Annotated in this window: 17 protein-coding genes and 3 pseudogenes; 9 read left to right on the top strand and 11 right to left on the bottom strand. The window is 39.5% G+C overall.

Annotated elements, in window-relative coordinates; all coding sequences use genetic code 11:
• Positions 1-97, top strand: a pseudogene (locus tag QL998_RS18290) (IS5/IS1182 family transposase); the annotation flags it as partial.
• Between the two features lie 37 nt (positions 98-134).
• Here QL998_RS18290 and QL998_RS18295 read toward each other — a convergent pair.
• The 4 genes from QL998_RS18295 to QL998_RS18310 form a co-directional block, all read right to left on the bottom strand.
• On the bottom strand, positions 135-860 hold the full coding sequence (locus QL998_RS18295; protein ID WP_024591562.1) for a YebC/PmpR family DNA-binding transcriptional regulator: 726 nt from the start codon (positions 858-860) through the stop codon (positions 135-137).
• A gap of 133 nt (positions 861-993) precedes the next feature.
• Positions 994-1,611 carry an HAD family hydrolase gene (locus tag QL998_RS18300; RefSeq protein ID WP_024605825.1) on the bottom strand — a complete coding sequence of 206 codons (618 nt, stop codon included), beginning with the start codon at positions 1,609-1,611 and terminating at the stop codon, positions 994-996.
• Positions 1,612-1,933: 322 nt separating this feature from the next.
• Positions 1,934-2,428, bottom strand: a complete 495-nt coding sequence (locus QL998_RS18305; protein WP_024605824.1) for a DUF6702 family protein — start codon at positions 2,426-2,428, stop codon at positions 1,934-1,936.
• Positions 2,428-4,875: a M1 family metallopeptidase gene (locus tag QL998_RS18310; protein WP_290193230.1), complete on the bottom strand. Its 2,448-nt coding sequence runs from the start codon at positions 4,873-4,875 to the stop codon at positions 2,428-2,430. Before QL998_RS18310 ends, QL998_RS18305 begins: the two co-directional genes overlap by 1 nt.
• Positions 4,876-5,462: 587 nt before the next feature.
• Between QL998_RS18310 and QL998_RS18315 the strand changes: the two genes are divergently transcribed.
• The 4 genes from QL998_RS18315 to QL998_RS18330 all read left to right on the top strand — a co-directional run bounded on the left by QL998_RS18315 (position 5,463) and on the right by QL998_RS18330 (position 11,357).
• On the top strand, positions 5,463-5,699 hold the full coding sequence (locus tag QL998_RS18315) for a hypothetical protein (RefSeq protein WP_002959190.1): 237 nt from the start codon (positions 5,463-5,465) through the stop codon (positions 5,697-5,699).
• Positions 5,700-5,777: 78 nt separating this feature from the next.
• Positions 5,778-7,025 carry an exonuclease SbcCD subunit D C-terminal domain-containing protein gene (locus QL998_RS18320; RefSeq protein ID WP_290193231.1) on the top strand — a complete coding sequence of 416 codons (1,248 nt, stop codon included), beginning with the start codon at positions 5,778-5,780 and terminating at the stop codon, positions 7,023-7,025.
• Entirely contained in the window at positions 7,022-10,672 is a 3,651-nt protein-coding gene (locus QL998_RS18325) for an AAA family ATPase (RefSeq protein WP_290193232.1), read from the top strand. The genes QL998_RS18320 and QL998_RS18325 overlap by 4 nt, the downstream gene beginning before the upstream one ends.
• 28 nt (positions 10,673-10,700) lie before the next feature.
• Positions 10,701-11,357: a class I SAM-dependent methyltransferase gene (locus tag QL998_RS18330; protein ID WP_197149941.1), complete on the top strand. Its 657-nt coding sequence runs from the start codon at positions 10,701-10,703 to the stop codon at positions 11,355-11,357.
• A gap of 182 nt (positions 11,358-11,539) precedes the next feature.
• On the opposite strand, the gene QL998_RS18335 is transcribed toward QL998_RS18330, so the two are convergent.
• Genes QL998_RS18335 through QL998_RS18345 form a run of 3 tightly spaced genes read right to left on the bottom strand, consistent with a single transcriptional unit; the run spans position 11,540 to position 12,966 of the window.
• Positions 11,540-11,932, bottom strand: a complete 393-nt coding sequence (locus QL998_RS18335; RefSeq protein ID WP_290193233.1) for an ACT domain-containing protein — start codon at positions 11,930-11,932, stop codon at positions 11,540-11,542.
• 19 nt (positions 11,933-11,951) lie between these two features.
• Positions 11,952-12,509 (bottom strand): hypothetical protein, encoded by a 558-nt coding sequence (locus QL998_RS18340; RefSeq protein WP_290193234.1) that lies wholly within the window; start codon positions 12,507-12,509, stop codon positions 11,952-11,954.
• Position 12,510: 1 nt separating this feature from the next.
• Entirely contained in the window at positions 12,511-12,966 is a 456-nt protein-coding gene (locus QL998_RS18345; RefSeq protein ID WP_002959175.1) for a YaiI/YqxD family protein, read from the bottom strand.
• Positions 12,967-13,096: 130 nt separating this feature from the next.
• On the opposite strand from QL998_RS18345, the gene QL998_RS18350 reads away from it, so the two are divergent.
• Entirely contained in the window at positions 13,097-13,627 is a 531-nt protein-coding gene (locus tag QL998_RS18350; protein WP_290193235.1) for a lipocalin family protein, read from the top strand.
• Between the two features lie 222 nt (positions 13,628-13,849).
• Here QL998_RS18350 and QL998_RS18355 read toward each other — a convergent pair whose 3' ends face one another.
• Genes QL998_RS18355 through QL998_RS18365 form a run of 3 tightly spaced genes read right to left on the bottom strand, consistent with a single transcriptional unit; the run spans position 13,850 to position 16,121 of the window.
• A complete protein-coding gene (locus QL998_RS18355; RefSeq protein ID WP_182736899.1) occupies positions 13,850-14,185 on the bottom strand; it encodes a DUF3325 domain-containing protein in 336 nt (111 codons plus the stop codon).
• Positions 14,182-15,783, bottom strand: coding sequence for a PepSY-associated TM helix domain-containing protein (locus QL998_RS18360; RefSeq protein ID WP_290193236.1), 1,602 nt, complete (start codon positions 15,781-15,783; stop codon positions 14,182-14,184). Before QL998_RS18360 ends, QL998_RS18355 begins: the two co-directional genes overlap by 4 nt.
• A complete protein-coding gene (locus tag QL998_RS18365) occupies positions 15,780-16,121 on the bottom strand; it encodes a hypothetical protein (protein WP_290193237.1) in 342 nt (113 codons plus the stop codon). Before QL998_RS18365 ends, QL998_RS18360 begins: the two co-directional genes overlap by 4 nt.
• 227 nt (positions 16,122-16,348) lie before the next feature.
• On the opposite strand from QL998_RS18365, the gene QL998_RS18370 reads away from it, so the two are divergent.
• The 3 genes and pseudogenes from QL998_RS18370 to QL998_RS18380 form a co-directional block, all read left to right on the top strand.
• Complete coding sequence (locus QL998_RS18370) at positions 16,349-16,705, top strand: VOC family protein (RefSeq protein ID WP_024595859.1); 357 nt, start codon at positions 16,349-16,351, stop codon at positions 16,703-16,705.
• A 150-nt stretch (positions 16,706-16,855) separates the two neighbouring features.
• Positions 16,856-17,437: a uracil-DNA glycosylase family protein gene (locus QL998_RS18375; protein WP_290193238.1), complete on the top strand. Its 582-nt coding sequence runs from the start codon at positions 16,856-16,858 to the stop codon at positions 17,435-17,437.
• Positions 17,438-17,527: 90 nt separating this feature from the next.
• Positions 17,528-18,085 (top strand): annotated as a pseudogene (locus QL998_RS18380) (bile acid:sodium symporter); the annotation flags it as partial.
• A gap of 28 nt (positions 18,086-18,113) precedes the next feature.
• Here QL998_RS18380 and QL998_RS18385 read toward each other — a convergent pair.
• Positions 18,114-18,210: pseudogene (locus tag QL998_RS18385) on the bottom strand (IS5/IS1182 family transposase); the annotation flags it as partial.

Below are 18,210 nucleotides of genomic sequence, written 5' to 3' on the forward strand. Positions count from 1 at the left end.
AGGGATAGCCACGCGGTATGAAAAGCTTGAACGAAATTATCATTCAATGCTCGCTTTAGCATTTACTATGATGTGGCTACCAATGTGGGCTGATTGATATATGTACTACAAAGATCAACAGCCCCTAATTAAATCTAATTTTTTACAATAGCATTGTGATAAATATTTTGTACATCGTCACAATCTTCAAGCATATTTATAAATTTATCAAAGTTAGCAATAACTTCTTCGTCTTCAATTTCAATATTAACTTGAGGAATAAACGTAATTTCGTCTACTTCAAAGTTAATGCCTTCAAATGCGTCTTCAAGGGCTGTTTTAGCTTTAAAGTATTCTGTTGGCGGTGCAAATACCGATATTTTACCGTCCTCGGCTTCAACATCGCTAACATCAACATCAGCCATCATTAATGCTTCTAATACTATTTCGTCGTCATCACCCGCAAAGCCAAGTACCGCATAATGATCAAACATATGTGCTACACAGCCAGGAGTACCAATTTTTGAGTCTGTTTTAGTAAATGGCAAACGTACATCTTTAATTGTACGGTTCGGATTGTCAGTTAAACAGTCAACAATAACCATGCAATTACCTGGGCCATAGCCTTCGTAACGGGCAACAGAGTAATCTTCCCCTGCACCACCGGCTGCTTTTTCAATTGCTTTATCGATAACGTGCGCTGGTACTTGGTCTTTTTTAGCTTTTTCGATTAGACGGCGTAGTGTTTGATTTACTTCGGGATCGGGATCGCCACTTTTTGCTGCAACGTAAATCTCTTTACCATACTTTGAGTTTACTTTTGTTTTTGCATTGGCTGTTTTGATCATAGAACTTTGACGAACTACAAATGCTCTGCCCATTTTGTGCCCCTAATGAATACGTTACGTTTTGCGGTATTTTACCAATTCAAAACGTATTGGGCTAGGAACAAACGTTATTTTGTAATTTAAATAACATAGCACTTATTCTTAAATAAATTTAATAGCACCCTATTTAACATAACTCTATTTTTTCAGAATAACTCTCAACTAATGTCACTAATTCAACAAAGTCATGTAAAACGTAATCTGCCTGATCGGCATAAGCAGGCGTTGACTCTGGAGCGTATAAACACGCGCGCATATTTGCATTGTGCGCAGCTTGAATGTCGTAAAGGTAATCGCCTACATAAAGTAAATTTCTGGCGTTAATGTTCCAAAGTGTAGCAATGGCATTTAAAGCGCTGGGATCTGGCTTTGCTGGGGCATCGCTTCGCGTTAAAACTGTGCTGATAGGGAGTGGATTATTTTGTAATTTAATTGCCGCTGCTTTATCAAAATTGCGAGTAACAATCGCCATCGGAATATTTTTAGACTTTAAAGCATGAATAGCTTCACTCACACCAGGTAATATACTGGCATGTTGTGCATCTATTAATTCGTGTTGGTGAACTATATTCATTGCCTCTTCACGCATATACGGTGAGGGCAACTGAGCAATGTAATCAAGTAAGTCTTGCTCGCAAGGGCAACCTATTTGGGCCTTTATTAATGCAAAATCTAATTTAGATGAAACCAATGTTCCATCTAAATCAAAAATCACTCCAAAAATAGCCTCAACCTGAGTAGTCATATCATTCCCTGAATTTAGTTATTACTAAATGAAATTTAAACATAAAATTCTCTACTGCTTATGCCCTAGGCCGGTAAATACAAAGGGATAAATGAAACTAACTATATTTAAATATTAATACGCACCATTATCAATCTATTGATAACAAAGTAATTTAAGTGCTTGATATATCATGCGCAAAAAAAGGTAAATATACAAATTGAACTCACAAATTTTACGTAAATTTACAAATAACAGATCAAACATGAACGCAGTTTAAACGTATGAAGAAAACGCGCACATAAACAACTGCTGTGCGCGTCGGTTGGGGAAGTTTTAAATATTAATTTTGCTCAAAGCGGGCTTCGAGCCAAGTATCATCTTGAGCAAAGTTTAAAGTTTTAATCTTACCTTTGCCCTCAACGTTTACCATATTTACCTGAGATGGCCATAAATCACGAAGTGCGCCATTACTCATTTTAATTCCTTCAATTCCTGCAGGAATTGGTGCTTCTTGGTAAACCCAAAAAAACTTACCATCAACTTGTGCCCCTACAAAGCTAAGTGGTAAAGGTTCGCCACTTAACGTTTGTAGAGCAACATGCGATTCAACATACTTAGCAAAACGTTGTTGGTCGGCTTTATTACTAATAATATCAATTTTGCCTTTAAACAATGTTCCTACGGCGTGTTCAGTATCATGTAAATAAAAGCGATGCATTAATTCAACATTATGCGTTCGTTTATTAAAAAGTACGGTTGTAACTGACGACTTTAGTTGATGCGCCATACTTGGCGCAGCAACTAAAAGGCAAACAATAATAAGCAAAAAGCGCATTATTGCTGCTCCTCACCGTCATCCTTTTCGTCTTTCTTCTCATCAGTTTTAAGCTCAGTTTTAATATCTTGCATGATATCGCGACTTACTTTAGCTTTACTCTTTTCCTTTTTAAACACTTCAATACGTGAAGGAATAATACGACGAGGGTAGTTATTGTTTTCAACATCTACGTCAGCTGTTTCCCAGCCTGGGTCAACAGTAACTGATACAAGCGGTTTGTTTTTATCGGTAACAATCAGCTTTTGAACGTTTTTATAATTACGACGCCAAATTTCAGCAGGAATATAGCGCTCTTCTTTAGTGCCATCTTCATATGTTAGCTCTAATAAAATAGGCATTACCAAACCACCAAGGTTTGAAAATTCCATAACGTAATAGTTTTTATCTTCTTCTAAAGCACGCTCAAGCGTTTTACGCTCCCACGGCTCTAAGCCTTTTAAAAACTTATTGTACGAGTTACGTTCTTTATTGGTTACAGTAAAACGGTCGTTTTCGTCATAAAAATCGGTAACATCAGAGTTTTTCTCAACCCATGTTTTTTTACCCTGTGCGCGGTTACGCTCAACAAATAATGAAGTAGGTTTGTCTGCTTCAATATCACGTAAACGGCTGTAATCAATATCAGGGTTTTTAGTGTCTAAACGTAGTTGATATACTTTATCTAAAGAGATATCTACATGGTCTGTGGTGTAAAACCAGCCACGCCAAAACCAATCTAAATCAACACCAGAGGCTTCTTCCATTGTACGGAAAAAATCAGCTGGAGTAGGGCGCTTGTATTTCCAGCGCTGAGCATACTCTTTAAATGCAAAGTCGAATAAGTCACGACCTAAAATTACTTCACGTAAAATATTAAGGGCTGCTGCAGGTTTAGTATAAGCATTAGGGCCTAAGCGTAATACACTGTCTGACTGAGTCATAACAGGTACTTGGTTTTCAGACTTCATGTAGCTCACTATATCGCGAGGCTCAACACCCCAAGGAATAGTAGGATCCCATTCACGACCAGCAACGCCATCTAAAAAGCTATTTAAGCCTTCATCCATCCACGTCCATTGGCGCTCATCTGAGTTAACAATCATTGGAAAGTAAATATGACCCACTTCATGAATAACTACGCCAAGTAAAAAGCGCTTTTCAGCTTGAGAATAAGTACGTGTACCATCATCTTGTAACTTAGTACGTGGGCCGTTAAAGGTAATCATTGGGTATTCCATACCGCCAACAGGGCCATTTACCGATTGCGCAGTTGGGTATGGGTAGTCAAAAGAATACTTAGAGTACACTTCCATTGTGTGTACTACCGCTTCAGTTGAGTACTTCTCCCATAAGTCACCACCTTCTTTAGGGAAGAACGACATTGCCATAACTAAAGGCTGAACGTCACCACCTTGCTGATAACCCTTTGCATCCCACATAAACTTACGAGACGACGCCCAAGCAAAGTCACGTACGTTTTGCGCTTTAAAGTGCCACGTTTTAGTTTTGTCGGTGCCTTCTTTTTCGTTTTCTAGCGCTTCTTCTGCGTTAACAATAAACACAGGACGCTTAGATGTTTCGGCTTGCTTTAAACGTTTGCGCTGAGTACTTGTAAGTACTTTGCTCGCGTTATCAAGTTTACCTGTTGCCGATACAATGTGATCTGCCGGAACAGTAATCTCAACATCGTAATCACCAAACTCAAGCGTAAACTCACCAGAGCCTAAAAACGGCTTGTTTGTCCATGCTTCGTAATCGGTATAAGCCGCTAAACGAGGAAACCACTGAGCAATTAAGAATATGTCGTTGCCGTCTTCTTCAAAGTGCTCGTAACCAGAACGTGCACCCACTGCATCTTCTTCAACAATGTTGAAGGCAAAGTTCATGCTAAATTCGACTTCTTTACCTGGTTTTAACGGCTCGTTTAAATCGATGCGCATTAAGGTATCAACTACAGTTACGCGTAGCTCTTTACCATCTTCATCTTTTACGCCACTGATTGTATAACCCAGTTCGTTGTCGCTCATAAATTGCTGACGACGTAATTCGCCTAAACTTAATTTAGCGGGCTTTTGAGCTGGTAGGCTTTCTAAAGTGCTTTTAAATGTTTTAGTTGTTTCGGCAATAGAGTCACTTTTAAAAATATTTTGATCTAACTGTAACCATAAATATTTAAGCGTATGTGGTGAGTTATTTTTATATTCAATGCTTTGGCTACCGGTAATGCGGTGCTTTTTTTCATCTAGCTTCACATCAATATCGTAATTTACACGTTGCTGCCAGTATTTTTCACCTGGTTCGCCAGCGGCACTACGATATACATTGGGTGTAGGAAGTGCTTCGTCTAATTGACGAAATTTATCAACAAAAGAACCTTTTGTTTGCTCAACCGAAGACGCCATAGCTGCACTAGATATTGCGAACGGCAATAAAAAAGCACTTAGCGTAAGACCTATTTTTTTCATTTTTAGTCCTAATATAATTTTGTGAGCGTACTTTGACAAATATACCAGTTAGCTTCAATAAATTAGCGACCAAGTACCGTATTTTTAGGGTGATGTTCACTTAGTTTTTTAGATTGAAAAATACAATTATTTTGTAACAAAATACGAATAGATAAGAACTGTAAAGGGGGTTTACAAAATTGGGTTTTAATAATGGTTTTGATCGGTTAAATACAAAGTCCCAGAACTTAAAAAAATATCATTCATTCATTCATTTTATATATATTGCTAAAAAAGTATTGCTTTGGCATTACCAGGTAAACCATTAATCCTACGTATAAGTATTACTAATTCGCAACAAGTAAAATGGCCTAAAAGCCCTTTCTACTGAACAAAAACACAGTGAAACGAGTAAATAATTGGCTCAAATATTGCCGAACTTCATTAATATTCGCTATTTGTACGATAAATGACAAATAGTGTAATTTTAGGTTGATCTTTAGTGCTGTTTATATTTAAAATCGCCAACCTTTTTATTTGAGGCAAATAAATTCGTCACATTTATCCTCAAATTAATATCGATTACTAGCAAGAAATGCGGTGGGCTTATGGATTTTTACATCCTAAAAAAACAACAAGAACTAATTGCGATTCCAGCAAGTGAGAATAACTGTAAGCAGTATCTCGATTCGGGTTATTTTTATATCGATAAAGTAGCAGCGTGCAACGAAACTAATGCACTAAAGGCGCTACACGCAAAACAAACTAAAACGTTAAAAATTCCATTATTAATGGCACTTTTAGCATTACCGGTTGTTTTTTCAGCTTGGTACAGTTTAACCTAACGTAATGCATGCCTTAGGCTTGCATCTTTAACAGCCTTGGGTATATTGGCGCTCTTACGGTTTTATTAAGAGCGCGACATGAAAGTCCTCCACACCTCAGATTGGCACCTTGGCCAACAATTTTACGAACACGATCGCCGTGTTGAACATCAAGCTTTTTTTACATGGTTATTAGCCACTCTTGTTGAACAACAAATAGACTTACTTTTAGTTGCGGGCGATATTTATCATACAGCGACACCAAGTGCTAGCGCCGAAAATCAGCTTTATCAATTTATTAAAGACGCCAAAAAAGCATGCCCATTATTACACGTAGTGATTATTGCGGGTAACCACGACTCTGCAAATCGTATTTTGGCAGCTCAGCCATTACTTGCACAGTTTGATACTCACGTAGTAGGGCGCTTTGATGTCGCAACACCCGACGAAACTGTTATTACCATAAATACCAATGGTAAACGCGCTGTAATCGTCGCTATGCCATTTTTACGCGCAAGTGATGTAAGTTTACTTAGCCAAACCGAAAACGGCCTTAGTTATGCTCAAGGCGTTTCAAAAGCTTACGAGCTTGCACTAAAGCAAGCTCTTAATGAGAATGAGCAAAACTCACCATTAATAGTTATGGGGCATTTACACGCAAAAGGCGGGGATATCTCAAGTGATTCTGAGCGTAACTTAGTAATAGGTGGTGAAGAGTCTATTTCAGCCAATGTATTTGGTAAACAAGCCAACTACGTTGCCCTTGGGCATTTACACAAAGCGCAACAAGTCGCTAAAAGTGATGTTATTCGCTACAGCGGCACACCTATCCCTATGTCGTTTTCAGAACGTAACTACACGCACCAAGTAAATGTTGTTGAGTTTATTACTGATGAAAAACAACATATTAGTACAACTGTAAACCCCCTTTACATTCCGCGCTCTGCCGATGTAATTATTTTACCAAAAGGGGAGTGTGTACCATTAAGCGAACTATGCGAGCAAATTAAAGCGCTCGACACTGCACAAAATACAATAGCGCCTTATTTACGTGTAAAGCTTAAATCAAGCGATACCGACACCACCTTCAGAGAACAAATAGAACAAGCACTTGAAGGCAAGCATATTAAATTTTGTGGTATTGAACGTGTACGTGAGCAATCAGCGCAAAATGACGACAACACCGTATTTGAAGATTTAAGCGAAGTTGAAATGCTCAACCCACTAAACCTATTAGAACAAGCGTTCGCAAACGATAAAGACATGGCAGGGCAAAGCGTACCCGATGAGCTAAAAGCACTTTTAAGTGACGTGATAAACGAGCTAACGGAGCAAGAACAACTATGAAAATAACCGCAGTTCGTATTCATAATTTAGCCTCAATAGTTGACGCTGAAATAGATTTTACTAAAGCCCCATTAAAAGACGCAGGTCTATTTGCCATCACAGGCGATACTGGCGCTGGTAAAAGTACTTTTTTAGATGCCATTTGTTTAGCCCTTTATACAAAAACAGCGAGGCTGCGCGGTGATAAAGGTAACTTAATTGAGTTTAACGGCGACAGCATTAAGCTTAATGATGCGCGAAACTTGCTACGCAGAGGTACATGGGAAGGCTACGCCGAGGTCGACTTTTTAGGACAAGATAAACAGCTTTATCGTGCGCGCTATACAATTTCACGCACCCATAAAAAAGTAACAGGCAAACTTAAAGTAGCAGAGCACACTTTAGTAACCCTGCCAGACGAAACTTTAATAGCTGACAAAAGCCACACAATAAAAGAAGTCGAGAGTAAAATAGGGCTTAACTTTGAGCAGTTCTCCCGTGCCGTGCTTTTAGCACAACATGAGTTTGCTGCGTTTTTAAAAGCCACTGGCGATGAGCGAGCGCAACTTTTAGAGTGCTTAACGGGCACCGATAAATTTAGCCGTATTGGCGTGCGTATTTTTGAGCGCCATAAAGAGCAAGTAGCAAAGCTTGAAGCGCTTAAAGCTGGTCTTGAAAGCTATACCTTATTAACACCAGAAGAACTTGAGCTACAACAAACCAAGTTAACCGATTTAAAAGCGCAAACCGAACACACTAAAAAAGAGCTATCCAAAACCGAAAAAGCACTTAACTGGTATCAGCAAGCTACAGTGCTTGAGCAAAACTTACTGCAAGCACAGCAAACCCAGCAACAAGCAAGCTCAGCGCTTGAAAGTATCGTTGAGCAAAGCGAGCAGGCAAAACAAGCTAAACAAGCGCTTGAAATAAAAGATAACCGCAGCCGTTTTACTTTGTTAACCGATCAAAATACGGCGCAAAACCAGCAAATTTCATCGCTTAAAAATGTTGATCATTTAGCGGTAATTAACGAGCGTAATACCGCGCTTACTAAGCATACCGAGCTGCTTAATAACGCCAATGAGCAAAAACAAAATGCAGCGCCCGTTATAGCTAAAGCGCGAGAGCTCGACAGTAACATTGCCTTGCAAACTCAAGCTGTAAAAGGTACTGAGTCGCAAATAACCAAAGAGCAATCTCAGTTTGATGAGCTTACACAGCAGCTTAAACAAAGCAATAGCGAGCTTGAACTCGCTAATACCGAATCAACTAAAAGCCAGCAATGGCTTAATGAGCATGCACAGCTGCATGTTTTAGCAAAAGACTGGAGCTACTATCAGCAAAGCTTTAATACTTACTTAAATGCACAGCAGCAATTAACTGCAAACGCTGCGCAAAGCCAAACTCTTAATAGCGAGCTTGCAAATCAGAGCGATCTTTTAAATACGCAAAATAATAAAGTGCAGCAGTGCGAGGTGGCACTTAGTGGTGAGCAATCAACTTTACAGGCATTAAATACTCAGCTTAATGAATTTAATGCAGAGCACTGCGACGCGCAGCTAAAAAGTATTGATTACTTAAAAGAGCAGCGAGAGCGCTATAAGCAATTTAACGCAGAACTAAAACAAAGCACTCAACGCCAACAAGTACTTAATCAGCAGTTAAATGAAAGCCAGCAAGCCCATGCTTTACTTAATCAGCATTTAATAACCAGCGAGCAAGCGCTTAAAGGCAGCGAGTACGCACTTAACCAAGCGCGCTTAAGAGCCAGCGAAAACGTAGAACATTTACGCACAGAGCTTCGCCCTAATGAGCCTTGTTTAGTGTGCGGCGCAACGGAGCACCCGTATGCGGTAAATCAAAATCAGCAATTAAATAACTTAATTACTGATTTTGAGAATGCTTTTAATATAGCTAAAAAGCAATTTGACCATGCACAAAGCGAGCTGCATAAGCACCAAACTCAACATGCCGTATTAACTGCTGAACACGGACAACTTGAGCAAATAATACAAACAGCAAAAGCTAAACAGCTCGACATTAAAAATACCATGCAAGGTGCACGCACCGAGCTTAACGACTTAATGCCTGATCAGCTTGAAGTAACTTATAAGCAGTTAACGGAGCAAAAAGCGCAATACTTTGAGCAGCAAAAACGTCAACGTACACTGCAAACTAAAGTAAATGAGCTACTAGCATCACTTAAAGCAGAGCAGCAAGTACAGCAGCAACTTAGTAATAAACACCTTGAGCTTACACATCAGCAAAACCAAATAACGAGTAAGCATAGCGAACTAAGTGCGCAAATTAACGAGCTCGGTACAACGCTTAATAGCCAATTTGAAAACAGTGATTTTTGGCAGCAACTACAAGCCAATACGCTTGAGCTTACCCAGTTGCACGAGCAAGTTACGCAGTATCAGCAAACTCAAATGCAACTTGAGCAAAGCCAAAAACGTCAAGACACAGCTAATGAGCAAATAAAGCAGCTCACACCGCTTATAAGTAACAACGAACAATCGTTAAAAGCACTTAATGAAGAGTTTGTAAAAGCTAAAGAGCTATTAAACGCTACGCAAAGTGAGCGCTTAGCTTTATTTAATAACGAGCAAATAAGCGCAGACGACTACCAAGCAAAACTTACAAGTGCGCAAGAGCAAATGCAATCGCAGGTTCAAGCGAGTCAAAAAGCATATGACGACGCGATAAAACAACGAGATGAGCACGCTATAACGCTTAAAAATGTTGAGCAACGCTTACTTGAAAACAGCCAAGAGCTAGCAACGCTTGAGGCACGTTATAACCAGTGGTTTACTGACTTTAAAGCGCAATATAGCAATGCAACGCACGAACAGGTCAAAATTTTACTAACGCTCAGTAGCGATACTATTAAAGCGCATTTAAATCAGCACGAGCAGTTAACTCAAGCGCTAACAGATGCAAACGCCGCATTAAAACAGCAGCAACTTACGCTTGAAAAACACAACAGTAGCGATAAACCTACGCAAAGTGCAGAGGCTTTAAGTACGCAACTAAGCAGCTTAAACGAGCAACAAACGCAGCTGCAAAATTCATTACTAGCAACTAGTACCGCTATTGAGCAACACAACCAAAACGCAAAGGCGCTTGAAGGCAAACAAGCCGAGTTAACTAAACTTAAAACACAGGTAGAGCAGTGGCACTTGCTTAATAAAGTATTGGGTGATGCAACGGGTAAAACCATGCGTAACTTAGCGCAAACACAAACGTTAAAAATATTACTGCACTATGCCAACAGCCATTTAAAAACACTCAACAAACGTTACGAATTAACCGCCATAGCGCAAACGCTCGACATTGCGATTATCGATCGCGACATGGCCGACGAGCAACGCTCTGTTAATACACTCTCAGGCGGGGAGTCATTTTTAGTATCGCTCGCACTTGCACTTGGTTTAGCATCGCTTTCGTCAAACAAAGTACAAATCAATTCTTTGTTTATTGACGAAGGGTTTGGTACGTTAGACAGCGAAACCCTAAGCATTGCAATGGACGCTTTGGATTCTTTGCAAGCACAAGGCAGAAAAGTAGGCGTTATATCGCACGTAACACAAATGAGCGAGCGTGTAGCCACTCAAGTGCATGTAGCCAAAAAGCCAGGTGGATATTCCACAGTTGAAGTTTTATAAGCAACATTACTGAAAACAAGGAGATACAATGCCAACGTTTACAGGCGAGCAAGCAACACAATACGATAGCCGTATAACCCGTTTAGTTCCTGGTTATGAATTATTACATCAGCTCACTAACGCGCAGCTAAAAGCAACGCTAAGCGATAATGCGCATATTTTAGTAGTAGGGGCAGGCACAGGCAAAGAAGTGCTTGCACTGGCTGCACTAAACCCTACATGGCAATTTACCGCGCAAGATACATCAGCCGATATGCTTGCTATCGCGAAGCAGCAATTTGATGAGCAAGGCATAGTAAGCCGCGTTAATATTCATAATGGCCCAGTTGATAAATTATCGGTTAAAGCCGATGCCGTTTTATGTTTATTGGTAATGCATTTTGTACAAGATAACGGCGATAAAAAAGAGTTATTGAAAGCGATTAAAGGAAGCCTTAAAAAAGACGCCAACCTTTATATTGCAGATTTAATGCGCCCTGAAACTTCATTTGAGCGCGAAGCCCAGCTTACAACGTGCGCGCAATTGGGTTTAACCGAAACAGGTAAAACACAAACAGGGCACGACTTAGAAAATGAGTTTTACCCGCTTGATAGAATGCGCTTTAGCGAACTGCTAAATGAGTGCAAATTTGGCATTCCGAAGCTGTATTTTAAAGCGCTAGGTTTTAGCGGATATGTAGTTTAAGTTTTACAAGCTAAACAAGCACCCGCTATTTAGCACCAATAAAAACACCGAGTGAACAAACTCGGTGTTTTTATATAAACCTCTCTACACCACGCTTTTATTTTATACGTAGGTCGGTTAAGCGAAGCGCCACCCGACGATCTAATATCCACATCACTCAAATCGTTGTTGTGCCAGCAATCCTAACCAATCTCACAAAGCGCTTTCATCGCGGCTTGTGCTTTGTCTGTTTGTACAAAAATATGGTCGTGATAAAACGCAGCTACCACATTAGCGCTAATGCCATGCTCAGTTAGCTTTGCAGATACCGCAGCTGTTAACCCAACGGCCTCTAAACTTGAATGTACGTTAAGGGTAATTAAATTATATTTACCCTCGTAAGTAATACCTGCTTTATCGGCGGTTTCAGCTTTTAAAATAAGGGTTAGGCCTTCCTCTTCAACGTAAGTGGCAAGTGGCTCTAAGTGAACATAATCAGCCAATTTCCCTGCTAAGCAACAAAAAATATACTCGCCTTGCTTAAGCGCTGGCTGCATTGATTTTAATAATTCGTTTAACTCTAAAATTCCGGCCATGGTCGTTCCTTACAATGTGTTATTTTTTTAGCTGCGCGACTAGCTCGCTTAATCTCGCAATTTTTATATTACTTAATTGCCTGTAATCAAAATATGGGCACACAATAATGTTGTTAGTTGTGTCTATTGCAAACTCGTCGTCAAGCCAATCAAATTGTGCATGCAACTTACCTTGTTGTAATAAGCTTTTAGCGTGCGTACGCCCAGCAATTATATGTAGCTGGTTTTTATTGCTAGTAGCTTTATCTGGGCAAGTAATAGTAGTGCCAGGCGCGCTAAATAGCAGGGCGGTTTTACTGTTTTTTTGCAGTAAAAATTCATCGCGATATTGTTGCCAAGTAGGGGCTTGTTTGGCAAATGAATAATGCTCACTTGGCAGGGCAAATAGCACTTTTGCATACACGTTAAACACTTTGCGCCAACCATTACCACAGTGCTGGTTTATGGTATTTATTTGCTCATTTATAACCGGTTCTAGGCATTCAAGTGTTTCAAAAAACGGCATGGGCGGCGCTTTTGCTACGTATACCGCCACGCTAAATTGCGTATCACCTAAGCCAACTAATTGGGTGTTCAAGTTAGTTAGCCTTGTTTTGCGCTAAAATACGGTCGAGGTTATTTGCAAAGTTTTGGCGATCGGTTTGGCTAAGTGGCGGCGGCCCACCACTCATTTCTACGCCGCTTGAGCGCATGGTATCCATAAAGTCGCGCACGTTAAGTATTGAGCGGATATTCTCGGTGGTATAAAGCTCGCCACGAGGGTTAAGTGCTTGCCCGCCGTTATCAATTACTTCACTTGCTAGCGGAATATCGCCCGTAATAACTAAATCGCCTTTTTCAACACGTTTTACTATTTCGTCGTCGGCTACATCAAACCCCGACGACACTTGAACGCGGCTTATATATTTTGACGGCGGAATACGCATTGCGTGATTAGCCACTAAAATAGTCTCGATTTTCATACGCTCTGCAGCTCTAAAAAGTATTTCTTTTATAACAACAGGACACGCGTCTGCATCTACCCAAATTTTCATGCTATGGTCATTTTTATTGCTTTAGAATTAATATGATCCTATAGCAAATTTTTTTAATCGGCTAGCAAACTTTATATCCATTTATATTTAGATAATACGTACGATTTATGTAATTAAAAAAGGAGCTTTCATGAAGGCTATTAAATACGGTTTACTTATTACAGGGTTATTTTTTCTTAGTGCATGCACCAGCCCTCCTGAGGGAATAACACCCGTTAAAAACTTTGATATACAAAAATATAAAGGCAAATGGTTTGAAATAGCGCGGCTCAATCACTCATTCGAAGAAGGGATGGAGCAAGTTACCGCGACTTATTCAATTAACGACGACGGCACAGTAAAGGTCCTTAACAAAGGGTATTTAACGGATGATAAAAAATGGGATGACGCCGAAGGCTTAGCCAAGTTTATTAAGGGCACCGACACAGGGCATTTTAAAGTCTCGTTTTTTGGTCCATTTTATGGCGCTTACGTGATTTTTGAACTTGACCAACCCGATTATCAATATGCATTTATAACCAGTTACAACAAAGATTACTTGTGGTTTTTGTCGCGTACACCAACGGTTAGCAAAGAGCTTAAAGAACACTTTTTAACTAAAGCTAAAGAGTTGGGCTTTGCTACCGATGAAATAATTTGGGTAAACCAAGAGACTATGTAAAGGGGGTTTACAGTTAGTTATATACGTTTTTAAAGTAGTAATAAAAGAGTAATTTAACTGTAAAGTAACTTAAATATATTATGGTTATATTGTGTGTACTTGCCGTGAGACAGCAAGTATTGGAAACACTGAATATCCCCTATTGTTGGCAAGCTATATAGCTTGCCATTTTTTTTGCCTAATATATGGGAAAGTAACGGATCACGTTTTTACTAACTAAGGCTAGTTTAATGCTAAAAACAACCCACTTAGTACAACTAACACGCTATTTAAAACACTAAACCACTTCACGTAGCCTACTAAAAAATTATAAAAAACCATTATAATTAAGACACTTAGGCTCATAAATCCGCAAAATAGTAATGCACCATATCCATCTTGAGTAACTATACAAAGCACCAAACTTAGTAAAATACTGATCCAAGCAACTAATAGCAGCTTTTTACGTTGGGATTCTGTAGGGCGTTTTTTAAATACATCTTTAAAATGATTATACTTAGCTAGCGCAAAACAGTTAAAACTGAGCAGGCATAGGCTAAACCCAAGTAAATCAATCATGGTTTTTGCCCTTTAAAGTTATTAGATTGACTAGGGCTGGTTATTTTTGAGTTGTTTTTAGCAGTACGTAATTTTTCGGTTTGTATAAAAAACAATATACTAAATAACAAAAACAGTGCATCAAAAGTAAATAAAGCCCACTGTTCGTGCATCAAATAGCTAACTAGATTACCGTTAGTTGTAAGTGCATTAATAACCGGTACGCTAAAACATGTAACAGCATTTATAGCTGCCATAACTCGCCATTGCAGTGTGTCGCGCTTTATAAGTGCTAAAAGAGCAACCGCTAGCCATGTTAAAAAGAACGCGAGTATTTCTTTATCGGCGCGCTCTGCGGTAGTTGGGCTAAGTAGTCTGTTAGCAATAAAAAATGCACACGTTGCCAGTGGAAGTCCCATAATAGTGGCTAGGTTTAACCCCTCAACTAGTTTTAAACCAAACGAAGGTTTAACGTTATTTTTAGTTCGCTCGCGAATTCGTTTAGCCCACATAATACAGCCAGAGCCAATCATTACACAGCCTGCAATACCGCCTATTACATATAACCAGCGTAACAACCACGTAGCTAAACGCCCTGTATGCATAGAATTAAGCGATTCGTAAAGTGCTTTGCTGCTAGTTAGCTCGTCATCGGTTTTAGCGACCATTTGCCCTGTAGCACCACTAAATATTAAGCGTGGTGCTTGGTCACGTAGTGTTTTACCTGCGCTTACCAATACGGTAATTGTTGAAGCTGCCATATTTGGTTGGTTAACTTGTACGCGAGTAATATCTGCATAAGGCCACTTAGTATAAACCTGATCCAAAACACTTTGAATCGGCACCATTGATGATTCGCCTTGGGCTTTATCGGTCATGGTGTTGCGAGGGGTTACATCGTTAAAAAAGCCACGCATGCCGTTATCGTAAGTTACTTTTGCAGGGTAGGGAAACAACATAAATATGAGCGTAATCATGCCTGTGTAAGTAATCATTAAATGAAAAGGAAGGGCAAGCACAGAGCTTAAGTTATGGGCATCTAACCATGTACGGCTACCTTTGTTACGCCTAAAGCTAAACATATCTTTAAAAATACGCTTATGAATAACCACCCCCGATATAATGGCAATCAGCATAAAAAAGCTAGTAAAGCACACAATCCAGCGTGCGGTTATTGCATCCATGTAATGTAAATCATAGTGCAGCCGATAAAAAAAGTTACCGCCTTTAGTATCTACAAAGGGCTCAAGCTCTTGCATGGTATTAGGGTTTAGCTGTGTGTTTTCAAACTTACTGCGGCGCTGACCTGGCTCTTTTGGTTTTGCATAACCATAAATTAAATAAGGAATGCGTGGCTCGGGTAATGTAATACGCCAGCTTGATGAGTTAGCTCCATGGTTAGCTAAGTAATCGAACCCTGTAATTATTTGTTGTTTTTGCGCTTCTATACGCTGTGTTTGGGCTTGCACATTATGTATGGCTGGTTGATTCCACAACGTTATTTCGTCTCTAAAAAAGCTAAGAGTCCCTGCAAAAAATATTAAATATAATAACCAACAAACGAGTAACCCTACCCAAGTGTGCAACCAAGTCATCGATCTGAAAAAGCTGTCTTTCATACCCAACCCTTCAGTAATGCAAGCAATCCAATGAACGCTCCCGTACTTAGTAAAATACTGATCCACACTGTTTTTAATGATTTAACACTAAAGGCATAAATAAATACAACGGCATAAATTAAAATGCTGATTGAAACACTAAACAGCACAGCGTCTTGTTTAGCTATTGGCAACACAAAGCTTAATAACGCAGTGCTTGCAGAGGTAAAAGCATAGCCACCAATTATGGCAATAAAAAAACGTAAAAATACCAAAACTCGATAACTGCTTACATTTTTTACTATAAGCGCAATCACGTTAACCTTATCGAATGGCGCACTGTGCAAAGGTGCCTGCATAGTTAATTAATCCCTTTATTTAAATCTGAGGATAAAACAAAGGCGCTATTATATATGTTACAAATACAAAAGATAGTTATTCTCATTTGTGATATTTAATTTTTAAGTAAGTTATACGTACTTGGTTACTTAGTAAAATACTGATCTGATATTATTTAATGATATTGCACAGGCTCTATGTAAAGCTTAAGGTTAATAAACTGAGTAAAAATAAAGAGTGAATAACGATGAGCGATCACGAAAAACTAAATTACGTTGAGTTTCCTGCATGCGACTTACCCGCAACTAAGGCCTTTTTTAGTCGTGTATTTAATTGGCAGTTTACTGACTACGGCCCAGAATACACGGCGTTTAGTGGCCAAGGGCTCGATGGTGGCTTTTTTAATGCGCCGCTTAAATCGCTAACTCAAAACGGTGCTGCGCTATTGGTTTTTTATAGTAACGACATTCACGCCACGTATAGAAAAGTACAACTCCATGGTGGCACAATCTTAAAACCTATTTTTGAATTTCCGGGTGGTTGCCGGTTTCATTTTGCAGAGCCAAGCGGCAATGAATTTGCTGTATGGGCCGAGCAACGCTAGGTTTTACAAGGCTTGTAGCGCGAATGAGCTTAAAGATCACGATTTTACTAACTAACGCTCGTTTTAATTAAAATAAACCGATTTTTTACCAACTCATTTATCCTAAATGGCCATTTAGGATAAATATTAAGCATTTAAGGCCAAATAAGCATGAATAGTCACCAATTAATAGAGCAAGTTAGTAAATGCGTGATCTGTGAACCTCATTTACCTTTAGGGGCTCGCCCTGTTATACAATTTAACCAAAACGCACGTATTTTAATTGCAGGGCAAGCACCTGGAATCAAAGTTCACGAAACAGGTGTGCCGTTTAACGATGCAAGCGGAAACCGCCTGCGAGAATGGCTTGGGCTAACACGTGATGAATTTTACGACGCTAATAATATAGCCATTTTACCTATGGGCTTTTGCTACCCGGGTAGGGGGAAGTCGGGTGATTTACCACCGAGAAAAGAATGTGCGCCTGCATGGCGCGAGCAATTATTGGCTGCACTACCAAATATTGAGCTGACAATAGTGCTTGGTAAATACGCGCAGGCGTATCATTTACCAGAGACTAAAAAAATGCCACTTACGGAGTTAGTAAAATCGTGGCGTGAGTATTGGCCAAATTATTTAGTGCTTCCACATCCGAGTCCGCGTAATAATATATGGCTTAAAAAGAACCCATGGTTTGAACAAGATGTACTTCCAGAACTGGATAAACGCATTGCTACTATTTTAAATAAGTAACGCCTCTAGCATTAGGATTTATTGTAAAGGGGCGTTACAGTTAAAAACTAATACCGCAATTAATAACAATAATAAACGAGGCAGTCTAACTTGAATGCATCTATATTAACCGAAGTAATACTTCCGCTCGCTCTTGCACTTATTATGTTTGGTATGGGTCTTGGGCTCACAACAACCGATTTTACTCGTCTATTTAAAAGCCCGCTTGCCATTGTTATGGGTTTAATGGGCCAACTTGTAGCAATGCCTTTATTAGCATTAGGGCTGTGTTATTTACTTAACCTACCAACGCCTATAGCTATTGGTTTAATGATATTAGCTGCCTGCCCAGGCGGCACTATGTCAAATGTAGTAAGTCAGCTCGCTAAAGCTAATTTAGCGCTTTCGGTAAGTTTAACCGCCGCCTCTACCGCAATTAGTATAGTGACCACACCGTTTATTATTGGCTTTGCTATGAGTCAGTTTGCCCCAGCAGACGATGCTAGCTTTTCTATTTTAACAACATCGCTTGGATTATTTTTTATTACCTTAGTGCCAGTTGCTATAGGCATTTGGTTACGTCACTTTAAAAGTGATTTTGCCATTAAGACAGAGCCGTTTTTTAGACGCTTCTCGTTGTTTTTTATGCTTATGATGATTGCCGCACTAGGGGCTGTTGATCTTTGTAGTACATATATCAATCAGCCCACATTGGTAGCCACATCATAGTAAATGCTAAAGCGAGCATTGAATGATAATTTCGTTCAAGCTTTTCATACCGCGTGGCTATCCCT

Source organism: Pseudoalteromonas sp. APC 3691 (assembly GCF_030408135.1).
Classification (GTDB): domain Bacteria; phylum Pseudomonadota; class Gammaproteobacteria; order Enterobacterales; family Alteromonadaceae; genus Pseudoalteromonas.

Bases quoted from the DNA above. Each gene is read 5' to 3' on its own strand.
- QL998_RS18320 (WP_290193231.1), top strand. From the start codon at position 5,778: ATGAAAGTCCTCCACACCTCAGATTGGCACCTTGGCCAACAATTTTAC.
- QL998_RS18300 (WP_024605825.1), bottom strand. From the start codon at position 1,611: ATGACTACTCAGGTTGAGGCTATTTTTGGAGTGATTTTTGATTTAGAT.
- QL998_RS18305 (WP_024605824.1), bottom strand. From the start codon at position 2,428: ATGCGCTTTTTGCTTATTATTGTTTGCCTTTTAGTTGCTGCGCCAAGT.
- QL998_RS18330 (WP_197149941.1), top strand. From the start codon at position 10,701: ATGCCAACGTTTACAGGCGAGCAAGCAACACAATACGATAGCCGTATA.
- QL998_RS18325 (WP_290193232.1), top strand. From the start codon at position 7,022: ATGAAAATAACCGCAGTTCGTATTCATAATTTAGCCTCAATAGTTGAC.
- QL998_RS18360 (WP_290193236.1), bottom strand. From the start codon at position 15,783: ATGAAAGACAGCTTTTTCAGATCGATGACTTGGTTGCACACTTGGGTA.
- QL998_RS18315 (WP_002959190.1), top strand. From the start codon at position 5,463: ATGGATTTTTACATCCTAAAAAAACAACAAGAACTAATTGCGATTCCA.
- QL998_RS18335 (WP_290193233.1), bottom strand. From the start codon at position 11,932: ATGGCCGGAATTTTAGAGTTAAACGAATTATTAAAATCAATGCAGCCA.
- QL998_RS18370 (WP_024595859.1), top strand. From the start codon at position 16,349: ATGAGCGATCACGAAAAACTAAATTACGTTGAGTTTCCTGCATGCGAC.
- QL998_RS18365 (WP_290193237.1), bottom strand. From the start codon at position 16,121: ATGCAGGCACCTTTGCACAGTGCGCCATTCGATAAGGTTAACGTGATT.
- QL998_RS18355 (WP_182736899.1), bottom strand. From the start codon at position 14,185: ATGATTGATTTACTTGGGTTTAGCCTATGCCTGCTCAGTTTTAACTGT.
- QL998_RS18295 (WP_024591562.1), bottom strand. From the start codon at position 860: ATGGGCAGAGCATTTGTAGTTCGTCAAAGTTCTATGATCAAAACAGCC.
- QL998_RS18310 (WP_290193230.1), bottom strand. From the start codon at position 4,875: ATGAAAAAAATAGGTCTTACGCTAAGTGCTTTTTTATTGCCGTTCGCA.
- QL998_RS18350 (WP_290193235.1), top strand. From the start codon at position 13,097: ATGAAGGCTATTAAATACGGTTTACTTATTACAGGGTTATTTTTTCTT.
- QL998_RS18375 (WP_290193238.1), top strand. From the start codon at position 16,856: ATGAATAGTCACCAATTAATAGAGCAAGTTAGTAAATGCGTGATCTGT.
- QL998_RS18345 (WP_002959175.1), bottom strand. From the start codon at position 12,966: ATGAAAATTTGGGTAGATGCAGACGCGTGTCCTGTTGTTATAAAAGAA.